This window comes from Desulfothermus naphthae (assembly GCF_054657475.1).
Genome location: NZ_BAAHYQ010000003.1, coordinates 643412 through 664488 on the forward strand (window position 1 = coordinate 643412; position 21077 = coordinate 664488).

Genomic DNA, 21077 nt, shown 5'->3' on the forward strand with positions numbered 1-21077 from the left:
AAACTGATTTTGTATCATAAAATAGGCAGGGGGCATCCTCCTTTAAGGGTTTTTTGGGTTATTGTTTCTTTCAACTCACCCTAAAGGAGGATGCCCATTTTTTCAATAAAAAATTCACACAATTTTTTTACACTACCAATTTTTTTATTAAAAACAACAATATTTGCAAAATATTGTTGTTTGGGAAATTTTAAAAAGATGAATAAAATTAAATGGTGTGTGAATCTAAAATAGAACTTTTTTAGGCCAAGGGGGAAAAAATGAGTTTTTACATTGGTAGGTATAGGGATATAGAAAAAAGAGAATATAATATTGAAGTGGTCACTCCTATGTTTTTGGGTGGAAGCGATGTAAATAAAGCAGAGTTAAGAATACCTTCATTTAAAGGAATGATTAGATTTTGGTGGAGAGCTACTAGTGGTATAGCAGATATTGATGAAATGTACAAAAAAGAATCAGAATTATTTGGTAATACAGATATTAAGTCTAGTATTTCTTTATTCATCAAAGATGTTAATATTAAGATTTCAAAACATATATTCTGGGGTAAAAAGTATAGAGCAGTAAGGAAAGGCAAAACCTTACCACCTTTAGATATATTGCATTATCTAGCCTATGGAACATTAAAATATATAAAAAGACAAGGAAATGTTGTGGAAAAAGAGTATATTGATGTTGGTAGCAGTTTTACTTTGGTTATAAAAGCTAAAAAAAATTTATTTTCAGAAATAGAAAGAGCTTTGACTTATTTTATAAATTTTGGAGGAATGAGTGCTAAAAGTAGAAATGGTTTTGGTTCTATGTATTGTAGGGATATTAAATTTACAACAGAGATTCTAAAGAATGGAGAATTGAAAGATTATACTTCTTTTTCTCAATATTCTAAGCTAATTAAATTTAATCCTCAAAATACCTGGCAAGATGCTTTATCTGATATTGGACTGGCTTATAGAGAAGCTCGTCTTTCAGTGGAAAAGAGACATAACTTTGAAAAAAGGGGACTGATTGCTAAGCCTATAGAGGCTAGAGGCGAGAATATACCTGAATACATTAGAAAAAATAGGCATGCTAAAGTCTTTTTTTTACATGTGAATAAGTTAAAGAATGGTAATTTTCAAGGCCAGATTTTATTTTTGCCTTATAAATTTAAATCATTTGATAAGTCTGAAACATTTTCTGTTTTTAAAGAAACCTTGGAGAAAGTGTGCAAAGAAATTGAGAAAAAATCAGGAGGAAATAAATGGCTATAAATTTACCTAAGAATTACTGGGATAATAAATTCTGGGCATATATGCATGACCCTTTTGATAAGTGTTTTGATATCAAAGGGCATGTGGAAAGGGCAAAGAAGCTTGTGGATGTTTTTGGAATAACAGCCCCAAATAATGATTTTTGGAAAACAGCAGATGGCATTGCCTCTGGTTTTGAGAGGGGACAAATAGTGGGCTATAAAACTGATCAAGAGAAAAGTGGAGCAATTGATTTTTTAAAAAGTCCTATCTTATCTCATCCTACAGGTGAAAAAGCTCAAATTTCTATAAAGCTGGAAAATATAAATAGCAAGGATGTTTTTGAGAGTTTATTGGAATTTCTAAAAAAAGAAATCGGGATTAAAGCAGGGGAAGGGGGTTATTCTGAGAGGTTTAAAAATGATCCAGAAAAATTTGCCATGGCTCGCTTTTTTTATACCCATTTGGTTCTGAGATTTAGACTTGCCTCTGAAAATGTAGGAGGAATTGGGGCATTATGGCATAGGCTCCCTGCAGATACCAGGTTTCCAGATCACACAATATGGCAACACAATGGTTTAGTTTCTGCAATTCAATCATGTTTTGATATAGGTGAAAATGATAATGATTTGGGCATGATGGTTTTTAGTATTACACCTGTGCAAGGATTTATAGAAAACGCTAGAAAATTAAGAGATTATTGGGTTGGTTCTGTATTTTTGTCTTATCTTGCCTTTGAAGGTATTAGATGGGTAATGGAAAATTTAGGGCCTGACCACATACTTTATCCATCTCTTATAGATCAATTTTTAGTTAATGAATACTTAAAAAAACAATGGAAAATTCATGAAGTTAAAGACTTTCTGAACCAGGAAAGGGAAATTGCATCTTTTCCTAATAAATTTTTATTTCTTATTCCTTTTAGTAAATCTGAAGATATTGCAAAAGAAGTTGAAACAAATATTTTAATGGCATGGAAGGAAATTTATGAAAAAGTTATTAATGAGTTATATTCAAAGTTAAAACTAAGTAATAAAGAAATAGAATATGTTAAATATTTGTTTAAAAGACAAAATGAAAATTTTTGGGATATAAAATGGGCTGCTATTAGGATGCTTAAGAAAAGTGATAGGGAAAAAGTTGAGGAGTATTTGCCTGAAAAAATATTTAAAGGTAATTTTATACTTTTAAAATATTTTGAAGAAATGATAAAAGACAAACCTTATTATGAAAAATCTGGAATAGGTGTATTGTATTCTGTATCTCATGCCTTGTGTCAGGCAGCTCTAGCTGCAGAAAAAACAAAGAGAACTGTTAAAAGGAATGAAGAGCCAGGAGAAAAATGCCATATGTGTGGTGAGTTTGAGGTTCTTCATTCCATAAAATATAATCAAGATATGTCTGCTAATGACTATAAGAAAATGATTAATGCTTTTTGGACTGCATTAAGAAGTGCATATGGAGGCGAAAATAGTACAGATTTTAAAGAAAATGAACATCTTTGCTCCATATGTCTCACCAAAAGAATTGCGCCATATTGTATAAAAGATGATTTAGGCCATCTTTTACAAAGCACATTTATGAGGGTAGAAGAAGGCTTCCCAAGCACTACTTATATGGCACTTAATGATTACTTTAAGAAAAAAAATATTACAAGTCATAGTGAAAAAATTAAAGAGGCTCAAAAAATACATGAAGAAGAAAAGGATGTAGATAATCAAGACCGATATTATGCCATTTTATTAATGGATGGAGATAATATGGGTAAACTGGTAGGAGGAGAGACTATTGCTTCAACTTGGGCTTCTATTATGCATCCAGAAATTAAAGAAAAAATAGAACAGGGTAAAATTGAAAAAGTTTATGCAGAAAATTGGAAAAACATTTTTGCCAAAGTGGTTAAACGCAATTTAACTCCATCTATTCACGCTTCTATTTCTGAATCTTTGGGAGATTTTGCTATTTATGGTGTGGCAAAAATAGTAAAAAAGTATGAAGGAAAACTAATATATGCAGGTGGAGATGATGTGTGTGCTGTATTACCTATGGATAAAGCCCTACTAGCTGCAGAAGAAATAAGTCAATATTATAAGTCCACTTTTAAAGTAATTTATCAAAAAGATGGAGAAATTGTTTCAGAAGATATTTGTGATAATTTTGCTCCAAAGCCAGGTAAACTTTCTGTAAATTTAGGTAAAGGAGAAAATATTTCTATTTCTGCTGGTATTTTAATCTGTCATCATAAAGCTAGTTTAAAACATATGATAAAACAAGCAAATAAGTTATTAAAAGAAAAAGCCAAAAAAGAAGGTGGAAGGAATGCTGTTGCTATTCAGCTTAAAAAAAGAAGTGGTGGAGATAGATTTTTTGTTACTAAATGGAATAGTGAGAAGTTACAAGCCTTTAAAAAAATATCAGAAAAAATAGGACAATCTTTGTCTAAAAGATTTGCCTATAAACTCGCAGCGTTAGAAAATGGCATACATTCTATAATTAACATGGAAAATTTAAATGAAAAGGAAAAAATAGAACTTCTGGAAAAATTTATTGAAAAACAGTTAAGTAAATCTGGGACAAAACTGAAAGAGGACGAGATAAAGACATTATCTAAAGATATTAGAGAGGTAATATTGTATAAGAATAAAGAGTCAGAGGTAAAATTTTCCAACGATCCTCTAATTATTGCAGGTTTTTTGAATAGAAAACAGGAGGATAGTAATGTTTAATTTTTATATTTTTGAACCCAATGATACAGTATTTTTTAGAGGCTCTGAGCCTATGAACATAGGAGAGCATCACGATGCTACTTTAAATTTTCCTCCTCCTATTCACACTATTGCAGGAGCCATAAGAACTTATTTTTTTAAAAAAGATAAGAAAAAGTATGAAAAGTTAATAAATATTGGTGAAGAAAAACCTGGATTTAATATTGTAGGGCCTTTTTTTAAATTAAAGGATAAAGTTTACTTCCCTGCCCCATATTTATGGTTTAAAGAAAAGAACAAGAGTAAACACAATAGCGACTCAGATGAAAAAGTAAAAATAATAAAAGCGAAAAAAATTAAAGAAGAATTAATAAAGTCATCTTCTAAAGACCTATTATATTGGGCAAAGGGAGATTCGGAATTGGAATCCATAGGAGGGAACTGGATAGCCTATGATGACCTTTTTGGTAAAACAGAGGTTGTTTTAAAAAAAACAGATGAATTCTATGATACAGAGCCAAGAATTGGCATTGCCTTAAATCCAGATAGAAGCGTTAGAGTTCACCATATTTATTCATTTACTCATTGCAGATTAAAAAAAGGAGTAAGTCTTGTTTTTGGAATAGATATAGAAGAATTGGGAGATGAAGGTGTTTTGTTTTTAGGAGCAGAGCAGAGATTTGGGCGTTATAAAAAAGAAAATTTTAATTTGGATTTAAATAAACAAGGCCAATATTATATGTCTTTATCTTTAATACCAGGAAGTAGTGAAACAAATGAGGTTGTAGTTGCCACTGGCAAGATTGTTTATTTAGGCGGTTGGGATCTTTATAAAGGGTTTCATAAACCCATGAAAGGATATTTTCCAGCAGGGACAGTGTTTAATAAAAAAATAGAAAACTGTATAGCTATTGATTAACAAATACCTAGACTAATAGGAGGCTATTATGTTAAAAAAAGAATTTTTTTCAATACTTTCCTTTTACGCTATTTCACCTATACATGCTGGAAGTGGAGCATCTGTAGCCACGGTTGATTTGCCAATTCAAAGGGAAAGACACACAGGCTATCCCATTGTTCAAGCTTCAGGTGTGAAAGGAGCTATGAGAGACCATTTTCGCAAGTTTTATCAAGACCAAGGACAAGACAAACAGCTAAAGAAAGTTATCAACATAATTTTTGGTTCTGATACTCAAGATGGATGGGAAAAAGATAAAGAAAATTTACCTGGTGCTATTTCTGTTTCTGATGCAAAAATTTTAGCGTTTCCTATGAGGTCCAATGTTGTTCCTTTTGTTTGGGTAACATGCCCCACTGTTCTGGAAAGATATAAAAAAGATTTAGAGTATTTGGGAATTGAAAAAGATTTTGATTTGCAGTTAAAATCTAAAAATAGTGCATTAATTTTAACAGATTCTGATGATGTTTTTAATAAGGGTGATAGTGTGTTGCTGGAAGAGGCATTGGTAAAAATTGGTGAAAAAATTGATAATCACAATAATCAAAAAAACAAAATAGTCCCATTTATTAAAAAAAATTTTCCTGAATTAAAAAGGCTTTTATTTATCTCAGATGAAATGTTTGATTATTGCGTTACTTGTTGTACAGAAATCCAAACTAATATAAAAATAGACTCTAAAAAAGGTACAGCTGAAGATGGTTCTCTTAGATATCAAGAGTTCTTACCTGCTGATTCTCTTTTGTACTCTTTGGTATGTTTTAGTAATCCAACAAGAGATGAAAATTCTTATTCAGCAGAAATTATTAAAGGCTATATCCAAGATACAATAAAAGACTTTTTGCAAATAGGTGGTGATGTAACTTTAGGAAAGGGAATATGCAAGATACAGTGGATTAATATTGATAAAGAGCAAGAAGAAGGAGGAGGCAAGTAATGAGAACTTTAGGGCAAAAAAGGGCAGAGTATGCTTTGGAAAAGGTGTTAAAAAAAGCAGTGAATATAGATAAGTTTGATTCCTTTGTAGCTGGTGCTCCTTCTCAGATTTTACAAAACGGACTTGGCCAAACTTTGGCTTTTTGGTTATCTAAAGGGGTGAAAAAAGATAAGAATACTGGCCAGAAAGGGTTTGATAAACAAGATAAACATATAGTACTGTTTGATATAATTTTTGAATGGTTAAATTTTAAAGAAAAAGATATCTGTAATGAGTTTATTCCTGAAATTGAAAAAAGAGAAAAATTTATTGAACACTTAAATGAGATTGATCAGGAAAAATATCTTACAATACAAAAGGAAGTTTTAGCGCTTTTAGAATGGGTAAAAAGATATGCCCAAGCCTTTTGTGGTAATGATGATGTTAAAAATTAAGGAGTAATTTAAAATGATTCCTGTGCATAAAGAGATTTTAACTATCTTAGACTCCTCCTCCTATAAAAAAGGAAATTTTGGGTTATGGTTTAATAAGTTTGTAGAATTAGATGAAAGAAATAATTTTAAAGTGCCTACCAGGGCTGTTAATGAATATAAAGATAAATATAAAGAGATAGTATCTTATTTAAAAGATTTTTTATTATTCAAGCACATAAACCAATACCTTTTTTGTCAAAGTTTTTCTTCCAGATATGAAACACTTGTTTTTGTAGCTGACTTAAAATCTCCTCTTATAGTTGGAATAGGAGAAACACATCCCAGTGAAGTTAGTATGATTTTTGATCATAACCTGGGCATTCCGTATGTGCCTGCATCCTCTATAAAGGGAGTTGTAAGGTTTGCCTATATGTTGGAATTATTGGATAAAGGTATTGATGAAAATAAGTTGAAACAAGATAAGGAAGGTAGTTTATACATTGATGAGGAAGAAGAGTGGACTAATGTTCCTGATATATTTGGAACAGGAGGAGACGATGCTAAACGAGGAAAGGTGATTTTTTTAGATAGTTATCCACTGGAAGTTCCTCATCTACATATAGATATTATGAATCCCCATTATGGACCCTATTACACTGATGAAGGACATAAAACGCCACCAGCAGACTATCATCAACCAAATCCTATTAAATTTTTGACAGTAGCTAAAGGTTCTAAGTTCATTTTTAGAGTGTTAATTGATAAAACACATAATAAATATGATGAATTAAAGAATAAGACAATAAAAGCTTTGAAAAGAGCTATTACTGAAGAAGGAGTAGGCGCAAAAACTTCTTTAGGTTATGGACTTTTTGAAATAGTGTCAGAAAAAGAGCCGTCTGAAATAATAAAAGTTTATCAAGAAAAATTTATGTCAGAAGAAGATAGGCTTAAACAGATTAAAGAAGGTATGTTGGCAAAGATAGATAAACTACCTAAAGGTTCTCAAGAGGTTGATGCTTTTATTCAAGAGTGGCAGAGAAATAAAAAATTAAATAAGGATAAAGAGATAGCTGAAAAGTTAATACACAAAGTACGCAAGAAAAAGAAAAACAAACAATATACAAAGAGTTATAAGATATTGGCAGATATATTGGGAATTAGTCTGGAATAAATAGTTGATTAGGAGTGAAAAATAAGTTTAACTATGCCCAACTTTATCCTTTCTTCTTGTTGAGTTAGGCTTTAGACTGAAGGGACAAGAAAGGGGCACAGTAAGTTATTAACTGGTTATGTAATATGATAAATGTTCATTGAAACCCAAGATAGGTGTAGTGGGGAATAACTTTCCGCAGACCTCATGACAAAAATAGTTATTTTTTGTATTTGATTGTAATAATTGACTTTTTTGTTTTCGAGGTCAGAGAAGTCTGCGTTTCAATTATTTCAATAGGTTATATAAAAAATTGGACAAAATTTTCATTTTTGGGAAAAAATTGTTGGAGGTCTGCGGAAATGGGGTTGCAAAATATTGAAATTTAGGTAAATTAAAGGGGTGCAGTTGGAAAAGACCTGAACAGAGAAGGGATTGCGACGCGGCTTTAATAAACTCTATTTCCTTTTTATTGTGCATGTAGTTGGAAAAGACCTGAACAGAGAAGGGATTGCGACCTAACACACATCTTGTAGAATGCAAATAATCAATGTGTTGGAAAAGACCTGAACAGAGAAGGGATTGCGACCAAATTACGCCTTTTTGATTCTGTTCTTCAATTATAGTTGTTGGAAAAGACCTGAACAGAGAAGGGATTGCGACAGCGTCAGCAAAAGTAACATTGTTCTTTCCGTATTTTTTAGTTGGAAAAGACCTGAACAGAGAAGGGATTGCGACTCAACATCCTTATTCATTTCTAATGCTAATAATCTTGGTTGGAAAAGACCTGAACAGAGAAGGGATTGCGACTTGAGTGCAGGAGCGCTTAAAACTATAATAAAAATGTTGGAAAAGACCTGAACAGAGAAGGGATTGCGACCAACTTCAAAGGCTGTTCTCAAACGAATCAGCCGTTGGAAAAGACCTGAACAGAGAAGGGATTGCGACGGCAACTGCTCATGACTGAAGGTTTTGCCATCGTGTCTTGGTTGGAAAAGACCTGAACAGAGAAGGGATTGCGACTCTTCAACGTGTTTGCACGTTTTTTCTCTACACCCCCACAAAGTTGGAAAAGACCTGAACAGAGAAGGGATTGCGACCCTTTGAAAGATAGGCCACACTCAATTAAACCAGTAAATTGTTGGAAAAGACCTGAACAGAGAAGGGATTGCGACTAGTCCTTTCTCGTTTTCCTTTTCTCTACATCTTTCAGTTGGAAAAGACCTGAACAGAGAAGGGATTGCGACAGCACATCTTTAATTTTTAAAGGAGGTAATTATGAGTTGGAAAAGACCTGAACAGAGAAGGGATTGCGACCTCTTTCAAAGGATCTATTAGTTTAATTCTCTCATTATAATTGTGTTGGAAAAGACCTGAACAGAGAAGGGATTGCGACATCTTTTGGGATCTTCGAGACATCTCCCTTATATAAATAAGTTGGAAAAGACCTGAACAGAGAAGGGATTGCGACTCATTAGCCCTCCAGCCCATGACTTCAGCCCTAGCCTTAGGTTGGAAAAGACCTGAACAGAGAAGGGATTGCGACTTATAGCTTTACTGTTAGTAATTACTACCGATTGACCATCAGTTGGAAAAGACCTGAACAGAGAAGGGATTGCGACTCTCCAGCTTCTGTAATTGTTCCTTAAACCAATTTTCAAGGTTGGAAAAGACCTGAACAGAGAAGGGATTGCGACTAAGGCATTGATGTCTATGTATCTAAACGAAAGATTTTGCGTTGGAAAAGACCTGAACAGAGAAGGGATTGCGACTTTTTCATTTCTTGTCTTCTCCCATATTTTTTTTACTCAAGTTGGAAAAGACCTGAACAGAGAAGGGATTGCGACTCGTATGTGACGCATTTCTAGTAGTTTGCGATATAGCAAAGTTGGAAAAGACCTGAACAGAGAAGGGATTGCGACTTTATTTTCTCAGGATATTTAATTTCATTCCATTCATCTAGTTGGAAAAGACCTGAACAGAGAAGGGATTGCGACAGCTTACCATCAACCCGCTGTGTTAAATTATTTAACAAAGGTTGGAAAAGACCTGAACAGAGAAGGGATTGCGACCGGCTGGGGGAGGGGGGTGAAAAGGAAGGGAGAAAAACTAGTTGGAAAAGACCTGAACAGAGAAGGGATTGCGACGGCAAGTGGAGTCTATATATACAGACTCCCTAAAGATGTTGGAAAGGACCTGAACAGAGAAGGGATTGCGACCTCGATAAGCTTTCTTTCAACTTTTTATAACTTGTTGGAAAAGACCTGAACAGAGAAGGGATTGCGACTCTTCCAGGCCAAGTATGAAGCAGGCATGCCAGCACTGTTGGAAAAGACCTGAACAGAGAAGGGATTGCGACTATTTTCCTCCTTTTGTTTTTTTTTGATTTCGTTGCTTACTATAGTTGGAAAAGACCTGAACAGAGAAGGGATTGCGACCTTTGAAGCTTAGGTTTTGTGTTATAGCCATTTCTGTCCGTTGGAAAAGACCTGAACAGAGAAGGGATTGCGACTTGTCTGCGAGTGAAGGCAATAGACCCATCATGGAAGACGTTGGAAAAGACCTGAACAGAGAAGGGATTGCGACTTTTTTCCTCCTTTTGTTTTTTTTTGATTTCGTTGCTTACTATAGTTGGAAAAGACCTGAACAGAGAAGGGATTGCGACCTTTGAAGCTTAGGTTTTGTGTTATAGCCATTTCTGTCCGTTGGAAAAGACCTGAACAGAGAAGGGATTGCGACTTGTCTGCGAGTGAAGGCAATAGACCCATCATGGAAGACGTTGGAAAAGACCTGAACAGAGAAGGGATTGCGACTTGTCTGCGAGTGAAGGCAATAGACCCATCATGGAAGACGTTGGAAAAGACCTGAACAGAGAAGGGATTGCGACTTTTTTCCTCCTTTTGTTTTTTTTTGATTTCGTTGCTTACTATAGTTGGAAAAGACCTGAACAGAGAAGGGATTGCGACCTTTGAAGCTTAGGTTTTGTGTTATAGCCATTTCTGTCCGTTGGAAAAGACCTGAACAGAGAAGGGATTGCGACTTGTCTGCGAGTGAAGGCAATAGACCCATCATGGAAGACGTTGGAAAAGACCTGAACAGAGAAGGGATTGCGACTCTTTATGTTGAATAACTGGATAAAACCTATAATTTTGTTGGAAAAGACCTGAACAGAGAAGGGATTGCGACTCTGTAAGTAATCTCGTTCCTTAATACTTGTTTCCTTTGTTGGAAAAGACCTGAACAGAGAAGGGATTGCGACTTTTTCATTTCTTGTCTTCTCCCATATTTTTTTTACTCAAGTTGGAAAAGACCTGAACAGAGAAGGGATTGCGACACCTGCGTGGTTGGGAGATACCATCTTTAATGTATAGGTGTTGGAAAAGACCTGAACAGAGAAGGGATTGCGACTTTTAAAAACTTAAAGGAGGATTAAGATGAAAAAGATAAAAAGGTTGGAAAAGACCTGAACAGAGAAGGGATTGCGACATCTTTATAAATAACGACATCATGAGGGGTTAAATTTAAGTTGGAAAAGACCTGAACAGAGAAGGGATTGCGACGCTTGGCAACCTGCTTACGGATGTTGGCGGGTAGGCCTTTCAAGTTGGAAAAGACCTGAACAGAGAAGGGATTGCGACTAAGCTGGCTTTGTTGGATTCTCTGCTAGGTGAGAAAAGAAAGTTGGAAAAGACCTGAACAGAGAAGGGATTGCGACTCTATTAAAGAGAGTTGTTCTTTAAATTTTTTCAGTTGGAAAAGACCTGAATAGAGAAGGGATTGCGACACCTAACTTATTTCAGGCTAGGTCTTGGCAAGCAAAAAGGGGAAGTTGGAAAAGACCTGAATAGAGAAGGGATTGCGACGGAACACTAACAAAAGCATTCCAAAAAAAACCCATTTTAGTTGGAAAAGACCTGAATAGAGAAGGGATTGCGACTTGTACTGCCATACTTCCAGTTACGCTTATCAGGGAATGGTGTTGGAAAAGACCTGAATAGAGAAGGGATTGCGACTCTAGGGATTAAGAACGATTTGCAAGTTTAGTGACCTTTTGTTGGAAAAGACCTGAATAGAGAAGGGATTGCGACGTTCACCCAGGTTATAGCTATCCTTTATTACGGCGTCTCCCGGTTGGAAAAGACCTGAACAGAGAAGGGATTGCGACTTTCGTTTGTGGATATATCTTTTTGAAAATAAAACGTGTTGGAAAAGACCTGAACAGAGAAGGGATTGCGACGTGTTGAGAGGCCCAGTATATTTTTTTCATTTTGTCCTCTTTAGTTGGAAAAGACCTGAACAGAGAAGGGATTGCGACCCCACTGAAAAATGGTTCGTTGCTCCCGAAGGAGACCCGTTGGAAAAGACCTGAACAGAGAAGGGATTGCGACTCATATATTTCCCATTCAAGAATCTTTTTCTTATATGGAATAAGTCGGAAAAGACCTGAATAGAGAAGGGATTGCGACTTTTCTGTTACGTGTTTGATTGCTTTCTTGTCTTTCGGTCGGAAAAGACCTGAATAGAGAAGGGATTGCGACCCTGAACAGCTACAGGGTCGTTTGCGTTGACCCTGTAGCCGTGTCGGAAAAGACCTGAATAGAGAAGGGATTGCGACGGTTCTACTGAAAATGATACTATCATTTTAGACCTCCTTTGTCGGAAAAGACCTGAATAGAGAAGGGATTGCGACTAGCCGTTCAGAATAAGTTTTTTAATAAAATTTTTCATCTCTGTCGGAAAAGACCTGAATAGAGAAGGGATTGCGACTGATTGCCTTGCCAATTGTTGTTGAAAGAGATATAAGTCGGAAAAGACCTGAATAGAGAAGGGATTGCGACAGAATGAGCTCTTCGTCTCCCCTGTAGATGTTCACTGGGGTCGGAAAAGACCTGAATAGAGAAGGGATTGCGACTCTATGTGAAATTTAGTTTTTCTTCTGGAAACTTTAGAAATGGTCGGAAAAGACCTGAATAGAGAAGGGATTGCGACAGGCAAACAAATAGAACGAGTAAAATAGGCTGGGAAACCCGTCGGAAAAGACCTGAATAGAGAAGGGATTGCGACCTTTTTATTTTTATAGTTTTTGAACTCCGATATATTTGTCGGAAAAGACCTGAATAGAGAAGGGATTGCGACTTTAGAATTGATAGTATATGTTTTGTTGTAAAGTCTTTGTCGGAAAAGACCTGAACAGAGAAGGGATTGCGACTCCAATCTCTTGTTCCTTGTTGTCCACTTCAACTTTGTAAGTTGGAAAAGACCTGAACAGAGAAGGGATTGCGACTTCTCTCCTGTTTTTTTCCACCTTTGCCTCAATAACTCTCTGTCGGAAAAGACCTGAATAGAGAAGGGATTGCGACGCTCGCATGGCTGGTCTCCCTTGAATAATGTGGTATTCCTCTCGGAAAAGACCTGAATAGAGAAGGGATTGCGACCTTTTTATTTTTATAGTTTTTGAACTCCGATATATTTGTCGGAAAAGACCTGAATAGAGAAGGGATTGCGACCTTACTTTTACTTTTTCCATCTTAAACCTCCTTAAAAGTGTTGGAAAAGACCTGAATAGAGAAGGGATTGCGACTAATCTCCGTCACAATATCTCCAATCATCTACATTATCGTTGGAAAAGACCTGAATAGAGAAGGGATTGCGACACAGGGCTGGCTTCTTTTATTTTCTCTGTCAATCTGATTGGTTGAAAAAGACCTGAATAGAGAAGGGATTGCGAGTGAGGACCCAAAAAGTTTTTTCCTCGTATTCTGATTCATCGTCGGAAAAGACCTGAATAGAGAAGGGATTGCGACTAATCTCCGTCACAATATCTCCAATCATCTACATTATCGTTGGAAAAGACCTGAATAGAGAAGGGATTGCGACACAGGGCTGGCTTCTTTTATTTTCTCTGTCAATCTGATTGGTTGAAAAAGACCTGAATAGAGAAGGGATTGCGAGTGAGGACCCAAAAAGTTTTTTCCTCGTATTCTGATTCATCGTCGGAAAAGACCTGAATAGAGAAGGGATTGCGACACATAACATACCTCCTTTGAAATTTATTGTTGTTTGAGTAGTTGGAAAAGACCTGAATAGAGAAGGGATTGCCACCAATAAATTTCCCATCTAACACCTTCCACTTTATAAAAAGTACTTCACTATTGTATGTAAAATACAATTTTTTAACTAATTCAACTTCACAAGGAGAATGTAATGAGAGTATACATTACCACACAAGGAGCATCTATTGTAAAACAAGGAGATAGACTTCTTGTAAAAAAAGATGACGATATATTTCATACTCTTTTTTTACACAAGTTAGAACAGCTCATTATATTTGGTAATGTGTCCATTTCTCCTCCCGCGAGAAGGGCACTTTTTAAAGAAAAAATAGATACTATATTTTTATCAAAAGATGGCAGATATGTTGGAAGATATATGATGGAGGAGTCCAAGAATTTTTTTCTTAGAAAAAAACAATTTGACTTTTTAAACAAAGAAAATTTTTCTCTTAATATTTCAAAATGGATAGTTAAAGCTAAATTTTTAAATATGTCTAATATGTTAATGCGTATAGCAAGGACCAAAAAGAAAAAAAAGTGCAAGGATATTGCTTATGAAATAAAATCTTTATTAGATAAAATTGACTTAGCAGAGTCTGTAGATAGTGTCAGAGGTTATGAAGGTAAAGGATCAGCCTTATATTTTTCTGGTTTTGGTGAGGGATTCAATGAAGACTATGGTTTTAGAAAAAGGGTAAGAAGGCCTCCAACAGACCCTGTAAATTCTGTTTTGTCCCTTCTTTATACTTTTTTGTTTAACAGAGTATATTCTGCAGTTAGAGCAGCAAACTTAGATCCCTTTGTTGGAAATTTACATATGCCAGATTACGGAAGATATGCCCTTGTTATGGATTTAATGGAAGAATTTAGGGTCATTGTAGTAGATACTTTGTGCTTATCACTTTTTAATCTAGGAATATTAAAACCTAAAATTTGCATCATAAGATAATGTTTAGCTTGACAATATAGTGAATTAATGGTATAAAGTGTCTCAAATAGGAAGTATTAGGAGGCACTGATTCTATGCGTAGATTCCATGTTAAGTTCACTGAAAAAAATCTTACGGGCAACGCCGGACTGGTATTGCTGGGCCTATTTGCTGACAAACTGAAGCTTCCCAAGATGCTTGAGCAACACATTACTATTAAGCGGGGAGCTACCGCACAGTATAAGGTTTCCGACATTATCATGATTTTGATGATGGCAGTGTTAGCCGGGGCTAAGCATATGAGCCATGTATTTATCCTAAGATCTGATTTAGCATTGAGGTCGCTTTTTAAATGGGAAAGGTTTCCTGACTATACTACCATAAATCGGGTTTTTAAGTTGTTTAATCCCCGACATTGCAATGAGCTCTCCGATGTAGAAACAAAAGTGCGCAAAAAGGTTTGGGGTAAAAAATGGTTTAGCCGCATCACTTTAGATTTGGACTCTACAGTGCGTGGAGTGTATGGGAAACAGGAAGGTGCCGAGAAGGGTTACAACCCCAAGAAGCCAGGACAAAGGGGATATCATCCGCTCCTTTGCTTTATTGCTGAGACGCGGGAATGTCTTCACAACTGGTTTAGAGCCGGAGATGCTTATTCAGCCAATGGTTGTGTAGAGTTTATGCAAGAGTGCTTTGCCAAGCTTCCAAGGAGAGTCTGGAAAATTATTGTACGTGCAGATTCCGCCTTTTTTAATGGAGAACTTTTAGACTACTTAGAAGAGGCTCATGCTTTGTACTTAATCAAGGTTAAGATGCGAGGACTCACTCAGCTTTTAGAAGCTCAGAAGTGGCACAAGGTTAAAAATAGACCTGGCTATGAGAAGACCGAATTCACATACAAATGTGAAAGGTGGAAGCACCCCCGCCGGTTTGTGGCCGTACGTCAAGTAATAGAGAGCAAATTTAGTTGCTTTTTTTTCAGCGTTACAAAGACTGAGTATGATTATTTTTGTTATGTAACAAATATGAACCTGAGTCCCTGGGACGTCCACAGGTATTATTGCCAACGGGGGGCCAGTGAAAACTGGATTGAGTGGTGTAAGGGACAGATGGCCTCTGGAAGCATTTTGACACAGGATTTTTGGGCCAACTCCGCCATATTCCAGACCTGTATTCTGGCTTACAATCTACTGGTTTGGATGATGTGGCTCAACGATGAAGATGGTTTTAGAGAAGAGCCCAACACAATCCGCATGTTTCTAATCCATGTTCCAGCTCGGCTGATGCATGCGGGACGACAATGGTTCCTTCGATTATCGAGGGATTATTTTTTCAAAGAACGTTGGATAAAGATAGAAAATTCCATCCGGTCATTACAATTTGCTTAATCTTTTTTTGAGAGTATCCTCCAAAATAGGATTTTGCGTAAGTCCATGTGCAGTGGTGTGCCTTTACACACCCGTAAAGAGTGCCACTGACCGCAGCTTCTACCTGAAAAAGCCTTCCAAGTCACAATGAGGGAGACATATCCTTTAACATAACAGCTCCATATCTAGGTATCTCTGTCCAGAACAATCAGTTGCTTACGATTGAACTGTAATTGCAGATTTTAGGTAAAAAAAGAACATTTTGTTCAAATTTCACCAGAAGAAGAGGATGAAATCTATGAGGAAAAGGATGATGTAGAAATGGATAAAGTAGTTAATGATAGATTTGGGCTTATGAGTAAAGGTGGTAGTAGTGAATTTTTTGATGTGCCTCCCCAAAGAATGGTGGAAGATGGAGTAGATATAAACAGAGAAGATAAAGGAAAACTGCCAGTTCAATTGACAAAAGAGGCCCTCAAAAAAGTAATACAAGCTTTTGAAAAAAAGTTGCAAACTGAATTTTATTATGAACCTCTAGATAGAGTAATAACATATGAAAAAGCAATATTTGAACAAGCAAGGCAATATAGAAAAGTAGTTGAGGAAGAAATTAAAACCTATGTACCACTTGTATTAAAATAGGATAAGGGATATGAACGTAGTAATTACCTATGATATATCAGATGATAAAACCAGAACTAAACTTCATAATTTGTTAAAAAATTTAGGTTATAATATTCAGAAATCTGTTTTTGAGTGTGATATGACAGAATATGATTTAATTCAGATAAGAAAATTTTGTAAAGCTCATTTAGATCCTGAAACAGATTCAGTTAGGATTTATAAAATCTGTTCTGATTGTCTAGATAAGGCTCAGGTGCAGGGAACAACAATAAAATTAAAAGCTGATAAGTGGATGGTGATATAGATTATAAAAAAATTTTGATTTGTGTATTAAGTATTTATTAAATATAGATGCTCGTTGAAGTCTCTGATAGGTGTAGTGAGGAAATAATTTCCGCAGACCTCATGACAAAAATAGTTGATTTGTTGGAAAACGCCTGAATTGAGAAGGGATTGCGGCTTTATCGTTGGAAATAAATAAATTGTGTCAGAGGAATAATGCTTTCTATATTTTGCTTTAAAAAATTATAAGCCAGGGAATTTTTTTCACATTGAACCATAGTATATCAAAATCCCACTTTCGAGGGATTGATTTTTGTCAATAAAAATGAAAATATAATTTCAACCCTTTAGTTTAAGGGCAGAGATTGGCTTTAACTAAAAATACGCTCGAATTTCCCTTCCGTAAGGGAGGGGACTTAGAGCGATGCCGTAAAAAAGGCTCACCCGCCTTCCGGGTGGTAGGGTCGGAGCGATTCGAACTTACGCCTGTGGAGAGGGCAATGGCGGGGCACTCCCAGAAAGGACTGTTAGCTATCCCTCGCTGAAGCAGGAATCCCCTTGCGGGTCTTCTGGGTGGGGAGACAATCCTCTACCAGAAGGTGCGTCTGAAAGGGCGGAGTAGTTCACGTTATGAACTTGGTGATCTGAACATGTATTTAGATCCCACTAATGTATATGTTGGCTTTACTGCAGCAACTGGAGCAGCCTACGAAGCACATGACATTATATGGTGGGAATTTACTACTGAACCGCCTGCAGCTGTTCCTCTACCAGGAGCTATTTATCTTTTAGGTTCCAGTTTGTTAGCCCAAGTTTGTCAAAATAATAGGATTTTTATAAAAAATTTGGTTGATTTTGTGGTGCAAAATGTTATAATCTGTTGGAATTATTGAATTAAATTTTTTAAAAAAAAACTGAATGTAGTGGTAGAAAAAATATTTCGCATCTTGACAAAGAAAAACCGATTTGATATAATCCTTACCTATGTTTATCCGCAAAGTTAGAAAAACCGATCCCAAATCTGGAAAAACTTATTTCTACCATCAATTAGTAGAATCTTACAGAACCCCTGATGGTCCCAAGCAGAGAACTATTTTAAACCTTGGAAAACTGGATCTGTCCAGGGAGGAGTTAAAATTTCTTGCTAATAGAATTGAGGAATTATTAAAAGGACAATTGTCGTTATTAAAAGTCCCTGAAAAAATTGAAAAACCTGCAAGACGTTTTGCAGGTTTAATAAGAAAAAAAGCTCTTCAAAAGAGTGAGGAGAAAGCAAAACATGAGGCTCATTGGAAGATGGTTGATGTTGCTTCAGTAAAAAACGAAGATGTCAGATGTGTTGGAGCAGAAGTTGTAGGGGCCTGGGCATATGATAAACTTATGATTACAAAAATTTTAAAGGAAATAGGTTTTAATAGAAAGGATATAGATAGAGCAAAAGTTCTTATAGTTGGGAGTCTGATAAATTGTGGGAGTGAGAGGGAAATTCATAAATGGTTTCACCGGTTAAGTGGGCTTGATGAGGTAATGAATATTGATGCAAAAGTGGTATCGCTATCCAGTTTATATAGGACTCTGGACAAGCTGATAGCCAATAAAGAAGCTATAGAAGAGAAGGTGGTAAAAAGAGAAAGAGAACTTTTTGGTCTTGGAGAACAGCTTATTTTATATGATCTGACTAATACATATTTTGAGGGGAAGGTTACAAGCTCAGAATTGTCAAAGAGAGGTCTATCTAAGGAGAAACGAAATGATAGGCCATTAGTGACAGTAGGTATAATACTTGATGAAGATGGTTTTCCCAAGGCCAGCAGGATTTTTCCTGGTAATGTGTCGGAAGCCTCAACACTGGAGAAGATTTTAGATGATTTTTTTATAAATTCTCTAAGATCGCTTACAGGCAAGCTTACAGTAGTTATAGATGCAGGTATAGCCACGGAAGAGAATTTAAAACTAATCAGAGCCAAAGGACTTGATTATATATGTGTAGACAGACGACGAGTAAAAGAACTTCCCTCAGGTGAAGAAAGTATAGTTCATGAGAGTAATAGTGGCAAAGTATATGCGATACGAGTAGAAGAGCCTGAAGAGGTATTTTTATATTGTAAAAGTAGCGGTAGGGCCAAAAAGGAAGAGGCAATAAAAAATCGTATTCAACTGCGCCTGGAAAAAGATTTACAAAGGCTCAAGCAATCTCTTACAAGAAAAGGAGGAATCAAAAGTTATCCGAAGGTACTGGAGAGGATAGGAAGAATAAAAGAGAAATACAGCAGTGTGTCGCAATTTTATGAGATTAAAGTAAAGGAAGAGAATGGCAAAGCAGTGGATATTTGCTGGAGAGTAAGAGATAAAGACAAACTTCATGTAAGATTTTCAGGAGCGTACAAACTTAGAACTTCCAGGACAGAGCTAAGTAATAAGGAATTATGGGAGATTTACAATCTTCTTTCAAATGTAGAAGCATCATTCAGGAGCCTAAAGAGTGAACTAAAATTAAGACCAATCTATCATAGAATAGATAAACGAATAACAGGTCATATTTTTTTAACCATATTAGCTTATCATCTGCTTTGTGTTATTCAAAGGAGATTGAGACAAAGAGGGATTTCAAAATTATGGGAAACAATAAGAAGAGAGTTAAGTACCATAATTAGAGTAACCACCACTATGATAACCCAGGAAGGTAAAACAATCCATCTGAGACAAATAACAGAATTAGAATCTTTTCAACTGGAGATATATAATGCCCTGGAACTTCCTTTAAAGCCTTTATCTAGTATTTTAAAAATTAGTTGATAAATTTGTAGTGAAGAAAAAGATGATTGAATTCAATAATTACAATATCTTACAAAAAAAAGTGACAAACTTGGGCTAAAGATGAATTAACAAAGGAGCTTGTAACTAAAGATGAACTTAAGGCCACTGAAGAAAGACTAAGGACAGAGATACACAAGTGGCGTGCATAGACCATAAAGTGGATGTTTATATTCTGGCTTGGTCAAATTGCTACTTTTACTGGAATCCTGGTTACTGTATTCAAACTAATGTTGAAATAAAAAATTTTACATTGAAAATCACAAAAATGGTGAAATTAGTTCAGCAAAAGCTTTTCTCAATGCCTTCAAGATAGGATTCTATACAATATCCCAACTCCTTATGATTGTAACCACCTTCTAATAGGGAAAAAATCCTGCCCTTGGTCTTTTGTTTGGCAAAATTTCCAAGTAATTGCCCTAAGTGTTTATAATCATCTAAACTCAAGAGTCCACCCCAGTCATTTATATACCTATCAAAACCAGCTGAAACCCCCAATATGTCAAATTCTCCACAGGATTCTAAGAATTTCTCAAGACTTGAGATAGAATCCATATGGTGATAGACAACTTTAGGATCTTCATTAAAGATCCCATTTGTTCCGTCTCCAAAATGAAGATCAAAATCTACAATTAGCCCATTTTTTATCTTCTCAAGTGCAATGAGTCTTTTAATTGCAACTGCCATATTATTAAACCAACAAAAGCCCCAGCAAGAATCCCTACTTGCATGATGGCCAGGGGGTCTGATAAGTCCAAAAGAGGGCTCACCTCCTAAGGCTATTTCACTTGCTTCTATGGCTCCACCAGCAGCCAGTAGGGCCACGGTAAATAGGTGAGAAGACTTAGATGCAATTTTATCAAAATGATCCTCAGTATGTACAAGTAAAATATCCTGTTCCTGGGCAATTGTAGGTTCAACAAACTCATATTTTGCTTTCAGGATTTCAACTGATGTGTCCAATCTCCCCCGGGCAGCAGCAGGGTCAGATGCATATACTTCTAAATACTTAGGATGAAATATTATCTTCATATTCTTATCTCTTATAATAAAAATTTTCTTTTATTTTCAGTTAATTTAATTCCAATTTCAAAGGCCTTGAAATTCAATTCTAAATAATCTTTAGAAAAATTGTCTTTTAAAGTTTCTTTTATTGACTTTGGTGACACAATGTTTGTGAGTCCTATTAAGGCACCAAGGGTACATATGTTGAGTCCCAAAGTAGTATTTAATTCTTTTCTCAGGGTCTCATAAAGGGGTAAAGAATAAGTAATGGCATCAGCACTCATCTCTTGTTTAACCAAAAAATCGTCAACAATCAATATTCCACCAGGTCTTATGGTATTAAAAAATTTATTATAGGCCCTTTGGGTCAAACATATCAAAATATTGGGCTGAGTTACCTTAGGAAAATATATCTCTTCTTTGGATATAATTACATCAGAGCGGCTAAGACCGCCCCTTGCTTCTGCACCATAACTTTGGGATTGTACTGCGTTTAGACCTTCATATATCACAGCAGCCTTTGCAAGCAATATTGCAGCAGTAATTATCCCCTGACCCCCTGAGCCTGCAATAAGTAGCCTGTATCTTTTCATATTTTTGCCTCATACT

14 protein-coding genes and 1 CRISPR repeat array are annotated in these 21077 nt (G+C 35.8%); of the genes, 12 read left to right on the forward strand and 2 right to left on the reverse strand.

Annotation, left to right across the window (positions count from 1 at the left end; all coding sequences use genetic code 11):
• Window positions 1-260: 260 nt before the first annotated feature.
• The 12 genes from cmr1 (at window position 261) to ACYQ1E_RS14915 (ending at window position 19445) form a co-directional block, all read left to right on the forward strand.
• Window positions 261-1250, forward strand: coding sequence for a type III-B CRISPR module RAMP protein Cmr1 (gene cmr1 / locus ACYQ1E_RS14860; protein WP_459881048.1), 990 nt, complete (start codon window positions 261-263; stop codon window positions 1248-1250).
• Window positions 1241-3955, forward strand: coding sequence for a type III-B CRISPR-associated protein Cas10/Cmr2 (gene cas10 / locus ACYQ1E_RS14865; RefSeq protein WP_459881051.1), 2715 nt, complete (start codon window positions 1241-1243; stop codon window positions 3953-3955). The genes cmr1 and cas10 overlap by 10 nt, the downstream gene beginning before the upstream one ends.
• Window positions 3948-4853, forward strand: a complete 906-nt coding sequence (locus ACYQ1E_RS14870; RefSeq protein ID WP_459881054.1) for a type III-B CRISPR module-associated Cmr3 family protein — start codon at window positions 3948-3950, stop codon at window positions 4851-4853. Before cas10 ends, ACYQ1E_RS14870 begins: the two co-directional genes overlap by 8 nt.
• A 28-nt stretch (window positions 4854-4881) precedes the next feature.
• Window positions 4882-5829, forward strand: coding sequence for a type III-B CRISPR module RAMP protein Cmr4 (gene cmr4, locus ACYQ1E_RS14875; RefSeq protein WP_459881057.1), 948 nt, complete (start codon window positions 4882-4884; stop codon window positions 5827-5829).
• Window positions 5829-6263 carry a type III-B CRISPR module-associated protein Cmr5 gene (gene cmr5, locus ACYQ1E_RS14880; protein ID WP_459881060.1) on the forward strand — a complete coding sequence of 145 codons (435 nt, stop codon included), beginning with the start codon at window positions 5829-5831 and terminating at the stop codon, window positions 6261-6263. Before cmr4 ends, cmr5 begins: the two co-directional genes overlap by 1 nt.
• Before the next feature lie 13 nt (window positions 6264-6276).
• Complete coding sequence (cmr6, locus tag ACYQ1E_RS14885; protein ID WP_459881062.1) at window positions 6277-7416, forward strand: type III-B CRISPR module RAMP protein Cmr6; 1140 nt, start codon at window positions 6277-6279, stop codon at window positions 7414-7416.
• A 386-nt stretch (window positions 7417-7802) separates the two neighbouring features.
• A CRISPR array of direct repeats spans window positions 7803-13497; the repeat unit is 35 nt; unit sequence GTTGGAAAAGACCTGAACAGAGAAGGGATTGCGAC.
• A gap of 102 nt (window positions 13498-13599) precedes the next feature.
• Window positions 13600-14397, forward strand: a complete 798-nt coding sequence (gene cas1, locus ACYQ1E_RS14890) for a CRISPR-associated endonuclease Cas1 (RefSeq protein WP_459881065.1) — start codon at window positions 13600-13602, stop codon at window positions 14395-14397.
• Between the two features lie 74 nt (window positions 14398-14471).
• The gene (locus ACYQ1E_RS14895; RefSeq protein WP_459874805.1) at window positions 14472-15764 is read left to right on the forward strand and encodes an IS1380 family transposase; all 1293 of its coding nucleotides are present in this window, start codon (window positions 14472-14474) and stop codon (window positions 15762-15764) included.
• A gap of 300 nt (window positions 15765-16064) precedes the next feature.
• The gene (locus tag ACYQ1E_RS14900; protein ID WP_459881068.1) at window positions 16065-16385 is read left to right on the forward strand and encodes a hypothetical protein; all 321 of its coding nucleotides are present in this window, start codon (window positions 16065-16067) and stop codon (window positions 16383-16385) included.
• 10 nt (window positions 16386-16395) lie between these two features.
• Window positions 16396-16671 carry a CRISPR-associated endonuclease Cas2 gene (gene cas2 / locus ACYQ1E_RS14905; protein ID WP_459881071.1) on the forward strand — a complete coding sequence of 92 codons (276 nt, stop codon included), beginning with the start codon at window positions 16396-16398 and terminating at the stop codon, window positions 16669-16671.
• A 577-nt stretch (window positions 16672-17248) separates the two neighbouring features.
• Window positions 17249-17542, forward strand: coding sequence for a hypothetical protein (locus ACYQ1E_RS14910; RefSeq protein WP_459881074.1), 294 nt, complete (start codon window positions 17249-17251; stop codon window positions 17540-17542).
• Between the two features lie 91 nt (window positions 17543-17633).
• The gene (locus ACYQ1E_RS14915; protein WP_459881077.1) at window positions 17634-19445 is read left to right on the forward strand and encodes an IS1634 family transposase; all 1812 of its coding nucleotides are present in this window, start codon (window positions 17634-17636) and stop codon (window positions 19443-19445) included.
• Between the two features lie 300 nt (window positions 19446-19745).
• Here ACYQ1E_RS14915 and ACYQ1E_RS14920 read toward each other — a convergent pair whose 3' ends face one another.
• Both ACYQ1E_RS14920 and ACYQ1E_RS14925 read right to left on the reverse strand, forming a co-directional pair.
• Complete coding sequence (locus ACYQ1E_RS14920) at window positions 19746-20495, reverse strand: histone deacetylase family protein (protein ID WP_459881080.1); 750 nt, start codon at window positions 20493-20495, stop codon at window positions 19746-19748.
• 11 nt (window positions 20496-20506) lie between these two features.
• Window positions 20507-21061 carry a 2-oxoacid:acceptor oxidoreductase family protein gene (locus tag ACYQ1E_RS14925; protein ID WP_459881083.1) on the reverse strand — a complete coding sequence of 185 codons (555 nt, stop codon included), beginning with the start codon at window positions 21059-21061 and terminating at the stop codon, window positions 20507-20509.
• Between the last annotated feature and the right edge of the window lie 16 nt (window positions 21062-21077).